This is a genomic window from Stenotrophomonas sp. 93052_Sma (assembly GCF_056481145.1).
In genome coordinates this window covers 4,382,060-4,399,385 of record NZ_CM151134.1, presented here as the reverse complement: position 1 = coordinate 4,399,385, position 17,326 = coordinate 4,382,060, and the positions used below count along the sequence as shown (strand labels likewise).

The window sequence follows — 17,326 nt, the reverse complement described above, 5'->3', positions numbered from 1 at the left end:
CTGCACCCTAGCGCAGGGTACCCGGCGTCGCCACCGCCGGGTCATGGCTCCAGCCTGGGGGGCCTTTAATCGTGACTTAATCGCGCGCCTTCATCGTGGCCGGCCTGGATCTCCGGAGTACTGAATGATGCTGTTGCTGCGCCGGTTGTTGCTAAGCCTGTTGATGTTGCCGATGTTGGCGGTTCCCGTGCCCGCGATGGCGCAAGGCTGGCTCGCACCACCGAGCGGGCAGCAGCAGCCCGAGTTCCTCGAGGTCAGCGAGGTGTTCAGGGTCGAGGCAACGGCCGTGAAGGATGGCGCGACCCGGCTGAGCGGCACTATCGCGCCGGGCTACTACCTCTATCGACACCGCCTGAGCGTTGTTCTCGACGGCGGCAAGGCGTTGCCGCTGCAGTTGTCGAACGGCAGGGCGAAAACCGACGAGTTCTTCGGCCGCACCGAGGTCTATTATGACACTGTCGAAATCATAGTCAATGGTGGCGACGCACGCTCGGCGACGCTGCATTGGCAGGGCTGCGCAGATGCCGGCATCTGCTATCCGCCGCAGACCATGCCGGTCGATCTGCCATCGGTCGAGACGCCACCGGCAACCAATGCCGCTGTGGACACCGCAGCGACGACGCCGCCCTCGGAAAAGGCGACAAGCGACAGCGCCCCGCAGCCGCCCACCTCCCCCTCTGCGGCCTCCGTCGCACAAAACTCGGCAGGCGTCGGCGCATCATCCGTCACGGGCTCGATCAGGGAGGCCGCCCCGGCGCCTTCCGTTGCCGGCGAGGACCAGCGCTTCGCCAGCCGCCTCGCCGATGCCAGCCTGTTCGCGTCGGTCGCGGTGTTCTTCGGCATGGGGCTGCTGCTCGCGTTCACGCCGTGCACGCTGCCGATGATCCCGATCGTTTCCAGCCTGATCGTTGGCGGACAGCCGACCACGCGGCGTGCGCTCGCCTTGTCGGTGGCCTACGTTCTGCCGATGGCGTTGACCTACGCCGCGCTCGGCGTGGCCGCCGGGATCGCCGGTGCCAACCTGCAGGCGGCCTTGCAGAACCCGTGGCTGTTGGGCGCCTTCGCGGCGGTGTTCGTGGTGCTTGCGCTGTCGATGTTCGGTGCGTTCGAGCTGCAGTTGCCGGCGTGGCTCGGCGACCGCCTGGATCGCGCCGGTCGCCAGCAGCGCGGCGGCACGCTCGCTGGCGCCGCCGCGCTCGGGTTCCTGTCCGCGCTGCTGGTGGGACCGTGCATGACTGCGCCACTTGCCGGCGCGCTGCTCTACATCAGCCAGTCCGGCAGCGCGCTGACCGGCGGCCTGGCGCTGTTCGCGCTTGGGCTGGGCATGGGATTGCCCCTGCTCGCGATTGCGGTGTTCGGCGCACGCATCCTGCCGCGCCCCGGCGCGTGGATGGATCGCGTCAAGGCGGTCTTCGGCTACGTCCTGCTGGCGTTGGCGATATCGATGCTGGCGCGGGTGCTGGCACCGGCGACGGCGCTGGTGCTATGGGGCGCCTGGCTGCTCGGCGTGGCGGCGGGTTTCCTGGCCCTGGTCGCACCGCCTGCAAGCGGCCCGCTGCGCCTGTGGCTGCCGCGCTATTTTGCAGCCGCGTCGGCGGTCTGGGCACTGGCACTCATGATTGGCGGTGCCAGCGGCTCCGGCGATCCGTGGCGCCCCCTGGAACGACTCGGTGCCAGCGATGCGAGTGCGCAGACAGCCGCGCCGACGGTCGCCTTCGTCCAAGCCAAGACGGCCGACGACCTGTCACGTCGCATCGCCGAAGCCGGTGCGCGAGGCCAATGGACGCTGGTCGATTTCTACGCCGACTGGTGCGTTTCCTGCCATGTCATCGAACGGGAAGTGTTCGGTGATCCGCAGGTGGCATCGATGCTCGCCGGCATGCAGGTCGTGAGGCCCGACGTCACCGCCAACGATGTGGCCGATCGGGCATTGATGAAGGCATGGCAGGTGGCCGGTCCGCCGACGTTGCTGCTCATCGGACCCGACGGCCAAGAACACCGCGCCGAGCGCACGGTGGGCGAGATCACCCCCGAAGCATTCCTGGCCCGCCTGCAGCGCGTCCAGCAAGGAGCGCAATGATGGTCAGTCTTGGCCCGTTTCCCATGTCCCTGGTGGTGCTGCTGGTCGCACTCGCGATTGCCGCACTGGTCGCCCGGCAGTTCGTTGTGCCCTTGCCCGGGCAACCCGCGATCAAGCCGCTTTCGACGTTCCTCGACATGCTGATGGTCGGCGTGCTCGCGGCGCGGCTAGCCTTCGTGCTCGCATGGTGGCCGCAGTACCTCGCGGATCCGTGGTCAATTGTCCGCATCGGCGACGGCGGCTTCTCGATCTGGGCGGGCGTGCTCGCGGGCCTCGCATTCGGCGCATGGCGAGCGCGAAACGCTCCCGCGCTGCGACGTCCGCTGCTGTTCGGTGCGATCGCAGGGCTGGCTTCCTGGGCCGTTCTCGGTGGCGCGCTGCTGTTGATGCAGCAGTCGGTGATGAAACTGCCGGCAACCGAACTGAGCACGCTCGACGGCGGCAGCACGAAGCTTTCGGCGATGACCGGCGAGCCGATGGTCGTGAACCTGTGGGCGACGTGGTGCCCGCCGTGTCGCCGCGAAATGCCGGTCCTGGCCAAGGCGCAGGAAGAACGCGGCGACGTGACGTTCGTCTTCGTCAATCAGGGGGAATCCGAATCGGAGATCCGTGACTACCTGCGCGAGAGTCACCTGCAACTGAGCAATGTGCTGCTCGATCCATTCTCGTCCGTAATGCAGGAGTCCGGCTCGCGCGGCCTGCCAACGACGCTGTTCTTCGATGCCGACGGCCGGCTTGTGGACACCCACATGGGCGAACTCTCGAATGCGAGCCTTGCCGTAAAGCTGCGGCGCTTCGGTGCTGCGCCCTCATCGAGTCCCCCAACCCTTCCAACCAAGGAGGTGCCGTGATGGCACGAGTGAACCCCACTGCAATACTGCTTTCGTCCGCCCTGCTGCTCGCCACCGGTTGCAGTCAGGCCGCCGAGGAAAAGTCGGTTTCCACCGCACCGGCTGTCCCAACGAACGCCACCAGCAACCCGGAGACTGAAAGGCCCGCCGTGATCGAAGCCATTGAAGCCCAGGGTTTCGAAGTGCTCGGCGAGTTCGACGCCCCATCGGGTCTTCGCGGCTTTGCAGGCGTCGCAGGCCAGCAGCCCGTGGCGGTATACGCGACCAACGACGGCGAACATGCCGTCGTTGGGACGCTGATCAATGCAAAGGGCGAGGACATCGGCGCCGAGGCGCTGCAGCGACTTGTCGCCGGTCCGATGTCGGCCCGCACCTGGGCACTGCTGGAGGCGAGCGAATGGATCGCCGACGGAAAGGCCGATGCGCCCCGCGTGATCTACACGTTCAGCGACCCGAACTGCCCGTTCTGCAACAAGTTCTGGAGTGCAGCGCGGCCGTGGGTGGATTCGGGCAAGGTGCAACTGCGGCACATCATGGTCGGTGTGATCCGTCCGGACAGCGCCAACAAGGTTGCCACGATCATGACCGCCAGCTCGCCGTCGGAGGCGCTCCGTCGCAATGAAACCAGCTACAGCTCAGGCGGCATCAAGCCGGCGGCCTCCGTGCCCGCCAATGTGCGCGCCACCCTCGATGCGAACCAAAGACTGATGGTCCAACTAGGGTTCCAAGGCACGCCGGGCATCCTGTTCCGCGACGACAACGGCACGGTCCAGCGCCGAGCCGGCATGCCGGCACCAGATGACCTGGCCACCGTGCTCGGACCGCGCTGATGCGGGGCACATCCTTGCTATTGGGCCTGGTGCTGGCGGGCATGACCTACTTCGCGCAGGCGGCGACGCCGGCGACGTCTCCCGCCCACACTATCGCCATGCATGGCAAAGCGATCGTCCTGCCGGACGCCGCCCACCAACCCGACCCGAAAATGCGCCAGCGGGCGGTATTCAGCCTGACCGTGGCGCCGGCTTCACCCGCTGCGACGGATCCGGGCTTGGAGCGGGTCGCGCGCCGTCAACCTGCTCAAGGCAAGCGGAGTGACGAAGAAGCAGTTGGACTTCGTCGTGCTGCTCAGCGAAGGAGCAACGGATTCAGCGCTGGCTGATCCCGCGTACCGCGTCCGCCATGGGGTCGCTAACCCGAACCTCGGGCTGATCGCGCAACTGTCGGCGGCGGGAGTGCAAATGTTCGTGTGCGGCCAGGCCTTGCACTCCCGGCAGCTGGACAGCAACTCGCTGGCACCCAGCATCGCAATATCGCTTTCGGCGTTGACCAGCATCATCACGCTGCAGCAGCAAGGCTATGCGCTGGTTCCGCTGTGAACCAGCAGCAGACGCCGCTGGCTGAATCGACTGTGCCCAGCGATGGTCTCCGGACACCGATCTCGGTGCCTTCCGCAATAGGAGTTCGTCGGCAGTCACTGAGGGGGGGGGCTCGCCGGCCCGCTGCTCCAGGGTCGGCTCCTGTACCGCTTCTAGGTATGCGGTCGAAGCGTTGATCACGAGAATCAGTCGACCGCGACGGAGACTTGGAGCCAGCGATGTCCGCTTTGGGTCGGGAGCGGACGTTGGCTGGTCGGTGCCGGCAGAGGCTGACCCGCCACAACTGATCCGTGACGCAGCGGCATCAGCGCACGCACTGTCGGCCGAGGGGTTGAACAACGCATCAATACTCGATTCAAAAATGTTTCATCCACATATCACCCCGTTGAAGCCAGTAGGGTCTGGCTTTGCGCAAGGGCACAGCGCTCCTTGTGCGCCTTCATCATGGATTCTCTATGAGTGACAGGTCGGAGGCGATCTACTGCGTCCTTGTAGTAATCGCAGCAGCTCTGGTGAGTGTTGCCAGATGCGTCCACTGTAAACGCCCGAAGTTCCCCTGTTCCAACCCGTGACAGACCACAAGGCCCGGCAATCGCCGGGCCTTGTGCGTTTATGCCCGAGATTAAGGAGATGAGACGATGCACCTGGTTGAAACAATGGCCTATGCCGGCGAGCAGCCCTGGCACGGCCTCGGTCACAAGCTGGCGCCGCAGCAGCCGATCGATGTCTGGAAGCGAGAGGCCGGGATGGATTGGTCGATCGAAGAGTCCGAAGTCCGCTACGTGGTCGGCAAGAACGGGATCGGGGCCATCAACGCCTTCCCAGACCAGAAGGTCCTGTACCGGTCCGACACGCACGCGCCGTTGTCGGTCGTGTCCAAGCGGTACAAAGTGGTCCAGCCGGGCGAGATCCTGGAGTTTTACCGCGATCTGACCGAAGTCGGTGGCTTCGAGCTGGAATCGGCCGGTGTCCTGCGCGAAGGCCGCAAGTTCTGGGCCTTGGCCAAGACCGGCCAGAGCACCGTCCTGAAGAGGAAGGATCGCGTTGACGGCTACCTGCTGCTGGCCACGGCCTGTGATGGGACACTGGCGACCACCGCCCAATTTACTTCGGTGCGGGTCGTGTGCAACAACACCTTGGCCATCGCGCTCGGCAGCAACGCGGGAGCCGTCAAGATGCCGCATCGCAGCCACTTCGATCCCGACGTGGTGAAGCGCCAGTTGGGGATCACCGTGTCGAGCTGGGACTCGTTCGTGGCCCGGATGAAGGCGCTTGTCGAGTGCCCGGTGGATCCCGACTCGGTGGATGGGCTCCTGCGCCGGGTGCTGACCTACCCCAACCCGGACGGGCAAGGGGTGGCGGTCAACGAACAGGCGTTCACGGTGGCCCGGGCCTTGTACGACGGAGCAGGCAAGGGCTCGGATCTGGCGAGTGCCAAGGGAACGGCCTGGGGTGTTCTGAGCAGCGTGACCGAGTTCGTCGATCACCACCGGCGGGCCAGGAGCGACGACCATCGCAGGGAGGCGGCATGGTTCGGGGCGGGTGCCCAGATCAAGCGGCGGGCGTGGGACGAAGCCATGAAGCTGGTGACCTGACCAATGGAAGTCGATCAGCTCGACGTTGCGTACATCGCGATAGGCGCCAAACAGGCGCTGGACAAAAGCGGGGCCCCGTACGCGAAGGTTCCGTTCCAGGGGGAGTTGGGCTACGTCCAGGTATGTATCGACCAGGCCGAGCTTCTGACTCGCGCCTGGCGCGCATGCAGTGAGGTGTTCCCCGGTGTCTGGTGCTACGAGGTGGCCGAGCCCTTCGGCGTGGCCTTCGGCAAGCACCTCTTGGCCGGAGGGGGTCCTGAGAGCGCTCAGAGCATCCTCAACGGCGTGGTGGCCGCAGCGATGGCGACATCGCCGGCCTAAGTTTCGACGTTGTCAGGCAACCCCATAAGCCCGGCCTCCCCACGGAGGCCGGGCTTCTTCTATTGGAGAATCGGAAATGAGCAGATCAGCGGCGATTCGCCTGGTCGATACACGCTCCCTGGAGCGAGAGCAGTGGTTGGAAGTTCGCAAGCAAGGCATCGGCAGCTCAGACGCGGCGGCCGCGGTGGGCTTGTGTCCGTACAAGAGCCAGCTGGAACTCTGGATGGAGAAGACCGGCAGGGCCGTTCGTGGCGAAGAGCCGGGTCAGGACAGTCCCATGTATTGGGGCACCCTGTTGGAGCCGCTTGTCGCCGCGGCCTACACCGAGCGGACCGAGCGAAAGGTGCGCCGCGTCAATGCGGTGCTTCAGCATCCGACCTACAGCTTCATGCTGGCCAACATCGATCGGGAAGTGGTCGGTGTGCCGGATGTCCAGATTCTCGAGTGCAAGACAGCTGGGGAGTTCGGGTCACGGCTCTGGCGCGACGGTGTGCCGGAGTACGTCCAGCTCCAGGTCCAGCACCAGCTGGCCGTGACCGGCAAGCAGGCCGCAGATGTGGCGGTCCTCCTGTGCGGCCAGAAGCTTGAGGTCCATCGGATCGAACGGGACGAGGAGGTGATCTCCCGCCTGATCGTGCTGGAGGCCAGGTTCTGGGAGCACGTGACCCAGGACACCCCGCCGCCGGCCGATGGAAGCGAGTCTGCCGCTCGGGCGCTACGCAGCCTCTACACCGGCAACGACACCAGCATCGACTTCAGCGAAGACGCCGAGTTGTCGGCCACCTTCGACGGGCTGGTGCTGCTGCGCGACGAGATTGCGCAGATGGACAAGCGGGCAGAGCAGATGCGCCAGCAGCTGGAGCAGTCGATGGGGGATGCCTCCCGGGCGATCTTCCCGACCGGCGAGATCACCTACCGGCGCTCCAAGGACGGCACGAGCGTCGACCTCAAGAGGTTGACCGAGGCTCACCCGGATCTCGTGGTCGGTTTCACCGTTGAGCGTCCCGGATCCCGGCGGTTCCGGATCGTCCCCAACCAGAACGAAGGAGCATGATCATGCTGAAAGGCTTGGCGATCACACCGCCCGTGATCGGGCGGATCTCAATCGGCCGCGTGGTCGAGCGCAACGGCAAACGCCTGCCGGAGAAGGATGACCAGTTCACTCTGACGAGCCAGGTCCAGAATCGGGAAGGCTGGATTTTGCATCCGCTGGATGAAACGTTGCGCAAGGAGTCCGGCGGCAAGCTGCGTTCGATTCCGGTTTGCCTGCTCTTCAACGATCCCGGCTTGAACCTGCGCGCGGACTATTCGCTCTTTGACCGGACGACCGGCAGGCCGGTGTGTGTCGGCAACGGGGAGACCAGCCGGAGGATGGGCAAGGGCGGAATCACGCAGGAAGCTTGTCCTGGCCCCGACGGCTGCCCCTTCGCCATGGGCGAGTGCAAGGCGTACGCCCGCTTGAACGTGAGGGTCGGGGACGAGGACGAACTCGGAAGCTTCGTGCTCCGCACCACGTCGTACAACACGATCCGGACGTTGGCAGCCCGGTTGGCGTACTTCGATGCCGTCTCGGGTGGTCGTCTGGCGTGCATGCCGCTCGAACTGAAGCTCCGCGGCAAGTCCACGACGATGAGCTTCAGGTCGGCGATCTACTACGTCGACCTGGTGATCAGGTCAGGCCTGTCGCTGGAGCAGGCCATCGTGGAGGCGAGGACGCTTGACCAAGCCCGCAAGGACGCGGGATTCGATCAGGCGGCGCTGGATGAGGCCGCCAGGCACGGTTTTGCCAACGGTGCGTTCGAGGACCTGGTGGAGGACGTACCGGCCGTGGTGGAGGAGTTCTATCCCGCCGAGGCGGGTGTGGGCGGGAATGGCGTCACGAACGGGCCTGCAGGCGGCAACTTGCAGGACAGGCTGGAAAACAAGGTCGCCCGATTGGGGACCGGTTAGTCGTCAACGAATAGGAGAAAGACAATGCTGAAAGCGATTGGTGGGGCTGTGGTGTACGGCTTCGCGCTTTACGGCCTCAACACCTTCATGGAGAAGGTCAAGGTCATGCAGCGCGTCAAGCGACCGCTGGATCTGGGGGATCCCGGTCAGGTTGCCGGGCAGGAGGACGTCCCCGTCGCGTAGCGGGGGCTCGTCGGAACTGCCTGGCTTGCGGGCAAGGCAGGGCAACGTGAGGGCAGGGAACAAGGGGCGCATCCGCGCCCCTTTTCTGTTGCCGTCGAATCAGGACACGAAAATTCATCGAGGAGAACCAGATGGAGTCACCACCCATGAGCTTGCCCCCGCTGTACGTTCGAAGCGGCACGCGATCCTACAAGGTTGCCAGCGCCGACGAGGTCTTGGAGGCGGCCCGCGCCGTCGTCGGGCAGAGGATGCACCGTGGGGCCGCCTTTTCGGACCCCCAGACCGCCAAGGCATTCTTCCGCGACAAGCTGGGCGGGTTGGGTCAGGAGGTCTTTGCCGCTGCCTTTCTGGACACCCGTCACCGTCTGGTCGAGTACGTGGAACTGTTTCACGGAACCATCGATGGAGCCGAAGTCCATCCGCGGGAGGTAGTCCGTCATGCACTCCGCTGCAACGCCGCCGCGGTGATCGTGGCCCACAATCACCCTTCTGGTTCGGAACATCCCTCAGCTGCCGATCGCGCCGTGACAACACGCCTCAAGCAGTCGCTCGCCCTGGTCGATGTGCGCCTGATCGATCACGTGGTAGTCGGTGGACTGCAGACGGTGACCCTGGCGGAACGTGGCTGGCTTTGACTGCCACACGCGACGCCCGGTGGGGAGCGCAACCTGATCGACTAGCCTGCCAGCCAATGGGGGCTGGCAGGCTGGGGTCGAGTCTTCATTTTTTTGGTCTTACGAGGGTGAATTAGTCTCTTCGCGCGTTGTTTCGACCAGCGGCCGACCCACTAGGCGCACCGGGTCGAACGAGAACACGTGCTCCAGCGGTGCATCATGGCAGCGACCAACCAGCCGATCCGGGAACGCGGCCCGTCCGTGGTCGAGATCCACTTCGGCCGAGCAGATCGGGCACGTGCCCCAGTGGCGCACGACGGCGAATTCGCGGGACTTCAGCTTTCGACCAGGTGCCGGCATGGTGCGAAGCTGGCCGTAGAGCTCGCTCAGAGCCAGAAATGACGGCCCTGCCATGGTGACCCGCTGTGTGGGCAGCTGGAACACCGGCCGCGACAACCACCACAGCCCGGCTGTCACCAGCATCACGAGGCCGAGCTGAGCCAGTGTTGCGGTGGTCACAGGGGCGCTCCGGCCCCATGAGGAAAACAGCAAGAACCAGGCGATTCCCATCAGCACCATGTTCATGGCGGCACTGCCGATGAGCACGTAGCCACGCCAGGACTGCACAGGGAACGGCCGGCTGCCGACCGTCAGCCTTAGCCACAGCGCAGGCTTGACCGGATCCATTTGGTAGCGCATCGAGGTCGGGTTGACCTCGGGCGTCGTGTTGTCCTCAGTTTCCGCCTCACGCGTCGGGCGAAACCCGAAGGACAGCCGGGAGGGTAGGCCACGGCCGCCACCCTTCTTGACCACGAGGTCGGGGGTCAGGGCGCAGCCCTGCTGGGCGCACCGCTGTCGGAGCTGCTCCTGTCGCGAGTCCCACCATTTCTCCAGCTCGGTCGCCCGGAATACCTTGGAGAGGCCATCGCCGGTTCCTTCGAGTTGGTGAAAGAGTGCTCGAAGTGTCGTGGTGTCCGTCTCAGGAGGCGGTTCTCCGCGCGAGATCGCCGTCAGGGTCGTGTCCATGACCTCCCGGAGGACACGAGCGTTGCGCTGCTGGCCCCCCTCCCGATCAAGCCATCCAAGGGCCAACTGGAGGGATTCAACCTGCGGATTACCCGTTTGAGCGGGTTTAGATCTGTTTTCGTCCATGGCCTGCCGCGAATTTCTGCTTTCCCTCCGATCAAGGAAAGCACCATGGACACCATCCCAGAGCGGTTCTCACTCCGCAATCCGTCGGGCAATCCGCTGGCACGGCGCGGCGGGTTTCGCGTTCCATTTGGACTGAAAGATGGCCGTGTCTTAGCGCCGAGCGAGGTCCCGAAGGGCAAAGCGTGCGGCTGCGTTTGCCCGGGGTGCCATGCCCCCTTGTCCGCCAAGGCCCAAGAAAGCCGGCGCAAGCGCCCCCACTTCGCTCACCTGGTCGACACTGGCTGCCACACTGGTCGCGAGACCGGAATCCACGAGCGAGCCAAGCAACTGATTGCCGATCATCGGCGGCTGGTGATCCCGGCCTGGACCGGTGACCCAATAGACATGCCCAATCCGCCGCATGCCCGGGACGCAGATGGTCTGCTCCACTGGGGCCGCCAGATCGATCATCCGACCCGCGGCATGGAGTTGCGCGACATCGAGATTGAGCGATCGTTTGGCACCTACCAGCCCGACGTGGTTGCCCGAGATGAGGTCGGCGAGCTCCTGATAGAGATCCGCGTGACCCATGCCGTTGGCGACATCAAGGCGGCGCGAGTTCAAGCCGAGGGCCGGAGGATGGTCGAAGTCGACCTCTCCCAGCTGCACCGGGACATTCCTCACGACGTGGCGGCCTTCGAGCATGCGGTGCTTGTCGACCCCGCCAATCGCAGCTGGATCTCCTGCCCCAAAGCAGTTGCGGAGTGGCAGGCCTCCAAGCTGGAATTGGACGAGCAGGTTGCAGCCCGGAACCTGGAGATCGCCCAGCAGCGCGACCAAATGGTCAAGGCGGCCCAGGCACGCCAGGAGCGTGAGGCCCAAGAGACCAAGGACAAGGAGGGCCGGAAGGCCTACGTGCGTCGACAGAAGCGCGCGAAACACGCCGAGGACCTGGAGCATCTAATCGAGCTGACGTCGCCTGAGCGAATCGACCGGGTCCTGCGCGAGTACCGGATCAGTGCAGAAGATCGGGTCAGCGAGCTCCTGAACTCTGTGCCGGCGGCGGTGCGCTCGGCCTGTCTGCGCGCCCACAAGGATGCTTGGATCTTTGGAGTGGATCCGGTTCTCTGGCAGCTCCTGGCCCATGACCACTTCATCACGAAACGATCCCCAGGTGATCGGTTCAACCAGAGGGACGTCGCCACTTGGGTTCGCCGGAGCTTCTACACAGAGAGGGCGCTATACAGGCTCTTCGTCACCCAATATGCCAACCGAGCCGAGGCCCAACGCGCGGGCTTTCCCAAAAGGCGGCTGGCCTACTGGGTATTCACTGACGAAGAGAACGACCGGATTCCGAACTTCTACACCCCCGTCAACGACTTCATCGACCGGCTAGAGTCCGCCAGAGTCATTCGGCAACTGCCGGCGCCCAAAGGCGAGTGCGAAGTCCTTCCGCCGCCGTCTTCGGGCTTCACGCCTGCGGCGGCAGTGGCAATGGGGCCGCTTCCGCTCGGCTAGAAGGGGGAGCGCGGAGGGCCTCTGTTCCTCTTTTCTCTTTTTTTTTCAATAGGATAGAGTGCTTTTGGCACGCTAGCCTACCGAAAAAACTGAACATAATTTAAATAAACACAACCGCATTAGGCAATTACTGCAGCTTTCGCATTGACTTGCGCCGCGCATAGGTGCAGCCTACGCTTAACAGCGGAGGGAGCTGCAATGCATAAGACGAAGCACTTTCAGCAGCGGATGGGCCAGCGGGGCATCAACCAGGCGATGATCGATCTGGTTTTGGGGTACGGCGAAAACGAGGGCAGCAAGGTGGTCCTGAGCCGCAAGAAGTCGGAGCAGCTTCGCGAAGCGCTTCGCACCCTCATGAAGATCGTAGACAAGGGCGGCTTGGTGGTCGTTGCCGAGGGCGATGCCCAGATCACCACGTATAACTATGCGGGCAGGAGCCAGTGACTATGTCCAAGGACAATGCCGGACAGGTCCTGTTCCAGGTGATGGAGCACTTCCGCAGCACCTCTCTCAGCGTCGACGAGTCCAAGTTGCTCGCGTTCCAGTTGCTCACGTGGGCGCATCTGTCGGCAAAGGACAGGCTTGAGCCCAGTGTCACGCTTGATACCGCCGTGGCTCAGGGAGGCGTCGAGGGGCTGTTGAGCGTTCTGAAGAAACTGTTCTGGCAACCGGGCGCGCTCGGAATGGCGTTTTTCAATGCCAATCGATACGTCGAGCAGGCGAATGATGCGGTTTTCGCTGCGCTGAGAACGGTGAAGTACCTGGTCGACGGCGGTGTATTCGAGAGGTTCTCGCCGGTCGATGTCGCCGGTGACCTGGTCGGTGGCACTTTCGAGGGTTTCGATGTGCCCGTCGAGCTGGCGCGTCTGATGAAAGATGTAGCGGTCGGTGAGACTACGCGTGCGGCCTACTTGCCTTGGGAGACTAGCGGCCAGCTTGTCGGGGTGCTGATGGATCAGCCTGACCTCCGCGTCCACGCTGAAGCACATCTCGGATCGCAAGTTGCGGCATTGCTGGCCCTGTTTCGTGGAGCGCCTACAGACGTTGCGTCAAACGATCCGCTGCGTGCGCCTGCAGCAGTTCATGGCGGACACCTGGAAAGATTTGACGCAACTCTTTCGATTCCACCGATGGGCATGGCCGGCGGCGTCGATGACGTGGTGATGCAGGACATCTACAGCCGCTTTCCTGTGGTCAAGGCCAGCGTGACAGGTCTGATGGTGCAGCACATTGCAGCGCAGACACGTGGCATTGCCGCCATCGTTGTACCTAATGGCTTTCTCTTCAGCTCAGGCAAGGACAGGGACGTTCGCGAATACCTGTTGAAGCAAGGCTGGGTCGAGGCGGTCATTGCGCTGCCCAATGGCATCTTCCAATCCAGCGGGCTGGGAACATCCATGCTGGTGTTGAACACGCAGGCACGCCACCGTCGCGTTGGATTCGTCGATGCATCGTTGCCGCACTTCCGTGCGTCGATGGGCAGGGGGCGGGTTGCGCTGCAGAGTACTGGCCTCATTCTGGACTTCTGCAGGCAGGTGCGCGTCGAGTCTGATATCCAAGCGGCTGCTGGACGTCAAGAAGAGGACTCGTATACGCAAGTCGTCAGTCTGGACGCCATCTTCGACAACGATGCCACGCTGGATGTCGGTCGCTACGTCATTCCAGACCAGCAGCGTGAAGCGCAAGCGCGGATGGAAACCCTGCCAACCGAAACACTGGAAGATGTGGTCCGCATTCTCATTCCAATACCCAACAGGGACCGCGGAGTGGATGTGTCAGCAGGAGTCGATGTTCTCGAGGTCGGGGCCGTCGATCTTCCCAGCGCAGGCTACATCCGGACCCCCGAGAAGAGTGTCAGAGTGCAACTGGCCGCCAAGCGTTCCGGCGATGTAATGGATATCTTCCTGCGGCCGCATGATCTGCTGTTGGTCGTGAAAGGCACCGTTGGAAAGATTGGCATCGTGCCCGACAACGTGCCGCCACCCGGGGATGGTGGCTGGATTGCCGGACAGTCGTTCGTGGTCCTGCGGGGGGCAAAGCCCGGCGTGGACCTCCGTGGCCTGGGTTTGTGGTTGCGGTCGAAGATGGGCCAGCAGGTGCTGGACGGCATCAAGACCGGCGCGACCATTCCCATGATGTCCATCAGTACGCTGCGCAAGCTCAAGGTCTTTGCGCTGAACGCGGCATTGACTGAGGCCGCAGTCGAAATCATCGAACGAGAAAAAGAGCTGCAATGGCAGATTGAGAGCTTGCAGGATGAGCAAGCCGGGATTGCAGAGGACTTCTGGAAGGAACTTCTCGCACAGCTACAGCAGGTCGACAAGGGTCAGAACACCCCATGAACATCCAGCAACTCGAAAGCGACCTGTGGCAATCGGCAGACGACCTGCGCGCCAACTCCAAGCTCACCGCCAGCGAATACTCGATGCCGGTTCTGGGGCTGATCTTCCTGCGCCACGCCAGCAACCGCTTCAATGCCTACCTGTCCGGGATCACCGCCGGAATCGGCCCGAAGGTTCCCGCTTCACGGCGGGAAGCCCTCATCAAGCTCGGCTTCCAGGGCAAGGCCGCAATCTATCTGCCGGAGGCGGCGCGCTTCGAGAACATCGCCGCCCTGCCGGCGGGCCCAGGAGTCGGCGAAGCGATCGATGCGGCCATGGACAGCATTGAAGCCGAGCATGAAGTCCTGCGAGGCGCGCTGCCGCGTGGCTTCCCCGCGTTCGAACCGGACCTGCTGGCGCGGCTCATCAAGGTCTTCGACGGGGAGGCGATCCGCAACGCTACCGGCGACGTGTTCGGGCGCATCTACGAGTACTTCCTCAACAAGTTCGCCATGACTGGCGCCCAGGAGGGCGGTGAGTTCTTCACCCCGCCATCGCTTGTGCGGATGATCGTCAACGTCATCGAACCCGACCACGGCCTCGTGCTGGATCCGGCCTGTGGGTCGGCGGGCATGTTCGTGCAGTCCGGCCATTTCATCGAGGGCCGCGGGCAGGATCCGCTGGACTCCGGCGTGGTGTTTCACGGGCAGGAAAAGAGCGACACCAACACCAAGCTGGCGCGCATGAACCTGGCGGTGCACGGACTGGATGCCAGCAACATCCGCCAAGGCAATACCTTCTACGACCAGATTGAACCGCTGATTGGCGAGTGCGATTTCGTCATGGCCAATCCGCCGTTCAACGTGGACGGCGTGGAGACCAAGAAGGTCGAAAGCCAGGTCGCGCTCGGTAGCCGCTTGCCGTTCGGTCTGCCCGGCTTGAACGCCAAGACCGGGGCGATCTCCAATGCCAACAGCCTGTGGATCCAGTACTTCCACTCCTATCTGAACCCGACCGGCCGCGCCGGGTTCGTGATGGCGTCGAGTGCATCGGACGCCGGCAACAAGGACAAGGAGATCCGCGAGAAGCTGGTCAGGACCGGCGATGTGGACGTGATGGTCGCCATCGGCAACAAGTTCTTCTACACCCGCAGCCTGCCGTGCACGCTGTGGTTCTTCGACAAGGGCAAGCCGGAGTCGCGCAGGGACACGGTGCTGATGCTGGATGCACGCAACGTCTATACGGTCGTCTCCGCGCGTTCGCATGTCTTCACCGAGGAGCAGCTCGCCAACCTCAACGCGGTGGTGTGGCTGTATCGGGGGGAGGGCGACAGGTTTGCGGCGCTGGTGGCCAGCCATCAGCAGCAAGCGGATGGCTGGTTGGCGCAGCTGCCGCAGCGGCTGGCCGACGACACGGCGGCAATCGAGGCGCTGGCCCGGAATCTGACCGTGTTCGGCACAGGCGCGACGCTGGCCGAGCTCAATGACGGCGTTGACGACGAGGCCCGGCTCGATGAAACAACGCTGGAGGCCTTCAAGGCAGAGCTGGACGCGGCTCGGGAGGACGGCAAGGACACCGGGCAAGCCGTCGCAGACCTAGAGGCGGCGGTGAAGCTTGCACGCAAGGTCGTTGCGAAGGCCCGGCCGGACAAACTTGCCAGCGTGAAGGTCGCGCAGGCCGCGCTGGAAGACCTTGCGCCGCAACTGAAGGCCACGGCCCGGCAGCTTGAGGCCCGACACAAGCAATGGCTGAAGCTGCTGGACAAGGCTGAGAAGGAACTGCGCGGGCGCAAGAGCGACGCCTTCGATGCCAAGGCCATCCGAGAGGCCAGGCGCGCCTTGCTGGCCGCCGACCGAAATCGGAACGAAGAGGCCACGGTTCGCGACCTGGCGCTGGAGGCGCTCAAGCAATCCGGCTACTTCATCGCCCAGGGGCACTGGTTGCTTTCGAGATTTCCCGACGGCGTGTTCGTGGACGTTCAGGGCCTGTGCGCGGCCGTCACCCGCGAGCGCATCGGGCAGAACGACTGGTCGCTCACGCCGGGACGCTATGTCGGCGTGGCGGTTGTCACCGAGGATGACGAGGAAGGGTTCGTCGACCGGATGCGGATCATCCATGACGAGCTGGTGGAGTTGAACGAGAAGGCTTCAGAGCTTGCAGCGACGATCAGCGCCAACTTCGAGGAGTTGTTGGCGTGAGTTGGAAGTCAATGCGGTTAGGGGATGTGCTTCGCCTGAAACGTGGCCACGACTTGCCGAAAAATAGTCGAACTTCTGGCGATATCCCAATCGTGTCGTCCTCGGGCATCACTGGCTGGCACAACGTAGCTAAAGTTGCCGGGCCGGGCGTGGTGACGGGACGATACGGAACACTCGGCGAAGTGCATTACATTGAAGGCGACTATTGGCCGCTGAACACGGCGTTGTATGTGGAAGATTTCAAGGGAAATCATCCGCGTTTTGCCGCATATTTGCTGATGACTCTGGAGCTAGGGTCTCAGAACGCGGCCGGGGCGGTTCCAGGCGTGAATCGGAACACACTGCATCAAATGCCGGTGAGCGTGCCGGATGTCGAAACACAGAGACAGGTCGCTCAGGTGCTTTTCGCCTACGACGATCTCATCGCGACAAACCAGCGCCGGATCGCCCTGCTGGAGGAAGCTGCCCGCCGCCTGTACCGCGAATGGTTCGTGCACCTGCGCTTTCCGGGCCATGAGGCCGTCAATGTGGTGGATGGCGTGCCGGAAGGATGGGCAAGAACTGCTTTCTCCGATGTTGTACAGATCAATCCGAGAACACCGTTCGAGAAGGGTGTCGAACGCCCATTCGTCGAGATGGCCGCATTGTCCGAAAGGTCAATGGTGGTTGGGGAGCGCTCGTCGCGAGTCATCAGTGGCGGGGCGAAGTTCAGGAACGGTGATACGTTGCTGGCGCGTATCACCCCTTGCATCGAGAATGGAAAGACCGGGTTCGTCCAGTTTCTGGAAGGCGATGATGCGGTCGCCAGTGGGTCGACCGAGTTCATCGTTCTCCGCAATGCGAAGGTCAATCGATGGTGGGTCTACTGCATGGCACGCGAGGACAGTTTTCGCGAGCACGCGATTCGTAGCATGTCGGGTTCCGACGGTCGTCAGCGTGTGAACACAAAATCATTCTCACAGTTTGAAGTGCTGCTACCACCACAGAGTTTGCTGGCGCAGTTCGCGGAGATGGTGGGCGGCTCGTTCACTCAGATCGAGCAACTGGCCAGTCAGAACAGCATGCTGGCCAAAGCCCGCGGCGCCCTGCTGCCCAAGCTGATGAGCGGACAGCTGCACGTCTCCGGGCTCCCGCTGCCGCAGCCAGAAGCGGCGTAACCCGGCGGACGGATTTGCCAGACATAAACGA

At 63.5% G+C, this 17,326-nt stretch carries 16 protein-coding genes; 15 read left to right on the top strand and 1 reads right to left on the bottom strand.

The features are described from left to right. Positions 1–124 precede the first annotated feature (124 nt). The 10 genes from dsbD to radC all read left to right on the top strand — a co-directional run bounded on the left by dsbD (position 125) and on the right by radC (position 8,991). Entirely contained in the window at positions 125–2,080 is a 1,956-nt protein-coding gene (dsbD, locus tag ACZK2V_RS20515) for a protein-disulfide reductase DsbD (RefSeq protein WP_228756295.1), read from the top strand. Further along, positions 2,080–2,931 (top strand): TlpA disulfide reductase family protein, encoded by an 852-nt coding sequence (locus ACZK2V_RS20510; RefSeq protein WP_052101377.1) that lies wholly within the window; start codon positions 2,080–2,082, stop codon positions 2,929–2,931. Before dsbD ends, ACZK2V_RS20510 begins: the two co-directional genes overlap by 1 nt. After that, positions 2,931–3,761 carry a thiol:disulfide interchange protein DsbG gene (dsbG, locus tag ACZK2V_RS20505; RefSeq protein WP_153854610.1) on the top strand — a complete coding sequence of 277 codons (831 nt, stop codon included), beginning with the start codon at positions 2,931–2,933 and terminating at the stop codon, positions 3,759–3,761. Before ACZK2V_RS20510 ends, dsbG begins: the two co-directional genes overlap by 1 nt. A gap of 261 nt (positions 3,762–4,022) precedes the next feature. Next, on the top strand, positions 4,023–4,307 hold the full coding sequence (locus ACZK2V_RS20500; RefSeq protein ID WP_486322737.1) for a DsrE family protein: 285 nt from the start codon (positions 4,023–4,025) through the stop codon (positions 4,305–4,307). 638 nt (positions 4,308–4,945) lie between these two features. Beyond that, the gene (locus ACZK2V_RS20495) at positions 4,946–5,902 is read left to right on the top strand and encodes a DUF932 domain-containing protein (RefSeq protein ID WP_153854608.1); all 957 of its coding nucleotides are present in this window, start codon (positions 4,946–4,948) and stop codon (positions 5,900–5,902) included. A 3-nt stretch (positions 5,903–5,905) separates the two neighbouring features. Next, positions 5,906–6,223, top strand: a complete 318-nt coding sequence (locus ACZK2V_RS20490) for a hypothetical protein (RefSeq protein WP_101101290.1) — start codon at positions 5,906–5,908, stop codon at positions 6,221–6,223. Positions 6,224–6,299: 76 nt separating this feature from the next. Further along, a complete protein-coding gene (locus tag ACZK2V_RS20485) occupies positions 6,300–7,277 on the top strand; it encodes a YqaJ viral recombinase family nuclease (protein ID WP_101101288.1) in 978 nt (325 codons plus the stop codon). Between the two features lie 2 nt (positions 7,278–7,279). Further along, positions 7,280–8,173 carry a recombination directionality factor gene (locus ACZK2V_RS20480; protein WP_101101481.1) on the top strand — a complete coding sequence of 298 codons (894 nt, stop codon included), beginning with the start codon at positions 7,280–7,282 and terminating at the stop codon, positions 8,171–8,173. Between the two features lie 24 nt (positions 8,174–8,197). Further along, a complete protein-coding gene (locus ACZK2V_RS20475) occupies positions 8,198–8,356 on the top strand; it encodes a hypothetical protein (RefSeq protein WP_153854607.1) in 159 nt (52 codons plus the stop codon). 146 nt (positions 8,357–8,502) lie between these two features. After that, positions 8,503–8,991 carry a RadC family protein gene (gene radC / locus ACZK2V_RS20470; protein ID WP_228756292.1) on the top strand — a complete coding sequence of 163 codons (489 nt, stop codon included), beginning with the start codon at positions 8,503–8,505 and terminating at the stop codon, positions 8,989–8,991. Positions 8,992–9,090: 99 nt separating this feature from the next. Here the strand turns inward: radC and ACZK2V_RS20465 are convergent, their stop codons facing one another. Next, complete coding sequence (locus ACZK2V_RS20465) at positions 9,091–9,996, bottom strand: hypothetical protein (protein WP_153854606.1); 906 nt, start codon at positions 9,994–9,996, stop codon at positions 9,091–9,093. A 171-nt stretch (positions 9,997–10,167) separates the two neighbouring features. On the opposite strand from ACZK2V_RS20465, the gene ACZK2V_RS20460 reads away from it, so the two are divergent. The 5 genes from ACZK2V_RS20460 to ACZK2V_RS20440 all read left to right on the top strand — a co-directional run bounded on the left by ACZK2V_RS20460 (position 10,168) and on the right by ACZK2V_RS20440 (position 17,295). Next, entirely contained in the window at positions 10,168–11,619 is a 1,452-nt protein-coding gene (locus tag ACZK2V_RS20460) for a competence protein CoiA family protein (protein WP_101101282.1), read from the top strand. Between the two features lie 198 nt (positions 11,620–11,817). Then, positions 11,818–12,063 carry a DUF4258 domain-containing protein gene (locus tag ACZK2V_RS20455; RefSeq protein WP_101101280.1) on the top strand — a complete coding sequence of 82 codons (246 nt, stop codon included), beginning with the start codon at positions 11,818–11,820 and terminating at the stop codon, positions 12,061–12,063. Between the two features lie 2 nt (positions 12,064–12,065). Then, a complete protein-coding gene (locus ACZK2V_RS20450) occupies positions 12,066–13,961 on the top strand; it encodes an N-6 DNA methylase (protein ID WP_101101278.1) in 1,896 nt (631 codons plus the stop codon). Beyond that, positions 13,958–16,138 carry an N-6 DNA methylase gene (locus tag ACZK2V_RS20445; protein ID WP_153854605.1) on the top strand — a complete coding sequence of 727 codons (2,181 nt, stop codon included), beginning with the start codon at positions 13,958–13,960 and terminating at the stop codon, positions 16,136–16,138. Before ACZK2V_RS20450 ends, ACZK2V_RS20445 begins: the two co-directional genes overlap by 4 nt. After that, entirely contained in the window at positions 16,135–17,295 is a 1,161-nt protein-coding gene (locus tag ACZK2V_RS20440) for a restriction endonuclease subunit S (RefSeq protein WP_153854604.1), read from the top strand. Before ACZK2V_RS20445 ends, ACZK2V_RS20440 begins: the two co-directional genes overlap by 4 nt. Positions 17,296–17,326 lie beyond the last annotated feature (31 nt).

Excerpts from the sequence above, each read along its gene's own strand:
- dsbD (WP_228756295.1), top strand. The coding sequence starts at position 125 with ATGATGCTGTTGCTGCGCCGGTTGTTGCTAAGCCTGTTGATGTTGCCG.
- ACZK2V_RS20510 (WP_052101377.1), top strand. The coding sequence starts at position 2,080 with ATGGTCAGTCTTGGCCCGTTTCCCATGTCCCTGGTGGTGCTGCTGGTC.
- dsbG (WP_153854610.1), top strand. The coding sequence starts at position 2,931 with ATGGCACGAGTGAACCCCACTGCAATACTGCTTTCGTCCGCCCTGCTG.
- ACZK2V_RS20495 (WP_153854608.1), top strand. The coding sequence starts at position 4,946 with ATGCACCTGGTTGAAACAATGGCCTATGCCGGCGAGCAGCCCTGGCAC.
- ACZK2V_RS20490 (WP_101101290.1), top strand. The coding sequence starts at position 5,906 with ATGGAAGTCGATCAGCTCGACGTTGCGTACATCGCGATAGGCGCCAAA.
- ACZK2V_RS20485 (WP_101101288.1), top strand. The coding sequence starts at position 6,300 with ATGAGCAGATCAGCGGCGATTCGCCTGGTCGATACACGCTCCCTGGAG.
- ACZK2V_RS20480 (WP_101101481.1), top strand. The coding sequence starts at position 7,280 with ATGCTGAAAGGCTTGGCGATCACACCGCCCGTGATCGGGCGGATCTCA.
- ACZK2V_RS20475 (WP_153854607.1), top strand. The coding sequence starts at position 8,198 with ATGCTGAAAGCGATTGGTGGGGCTGTGGTGTACGGCTTCGCGCTTTAC.
- radC (WP_228756292.1), top strand. The coding sequence starts at position 8,503 with ATGAGCTTGCCCCCGCTGTACGTTCGAAGCGGCACGCGATCCTACAAG.
- ACZK2V_RS20465 (WP_153854606.1), bottom strand. The coding sequence starts at position 9,996 with ATGGACACGACCCTGACGGCGATCTCGCGCGGAGAACCGCCTCCTGAG.
- ACZK2V_RS20460 (WP_101101282.1), top strand. The coding sequence starts at position 10,168 with ATGGACACCATCCCAGAGCGGTTCTCACTCCGCAATCCGTCGGGCAAT.
- ACZK2V_RS20455 (WP_101101280.1), top strand. The coding sequence starts at position 11,818 with ATGCATAAGACGAAGCACTTTCAGCAGCGGATGGGCCAGCGGGGCATC.
- ACZK2V_RS20450 (WP_101101278.1), top strand. The coding sequence starts at position 12,066 with ATGTCCAAGGACAATGCCGGACAGGTCCTGTTCCAGGTGATGGAGCAC.
- ACZK2V_RS20445 (WP_153854605.1), top strand. The coding sequence starts at position 13,958 with ATGAACATCCAGCAACTCGAAAGCGACCTGTGGCAATCGGCAGACGAC.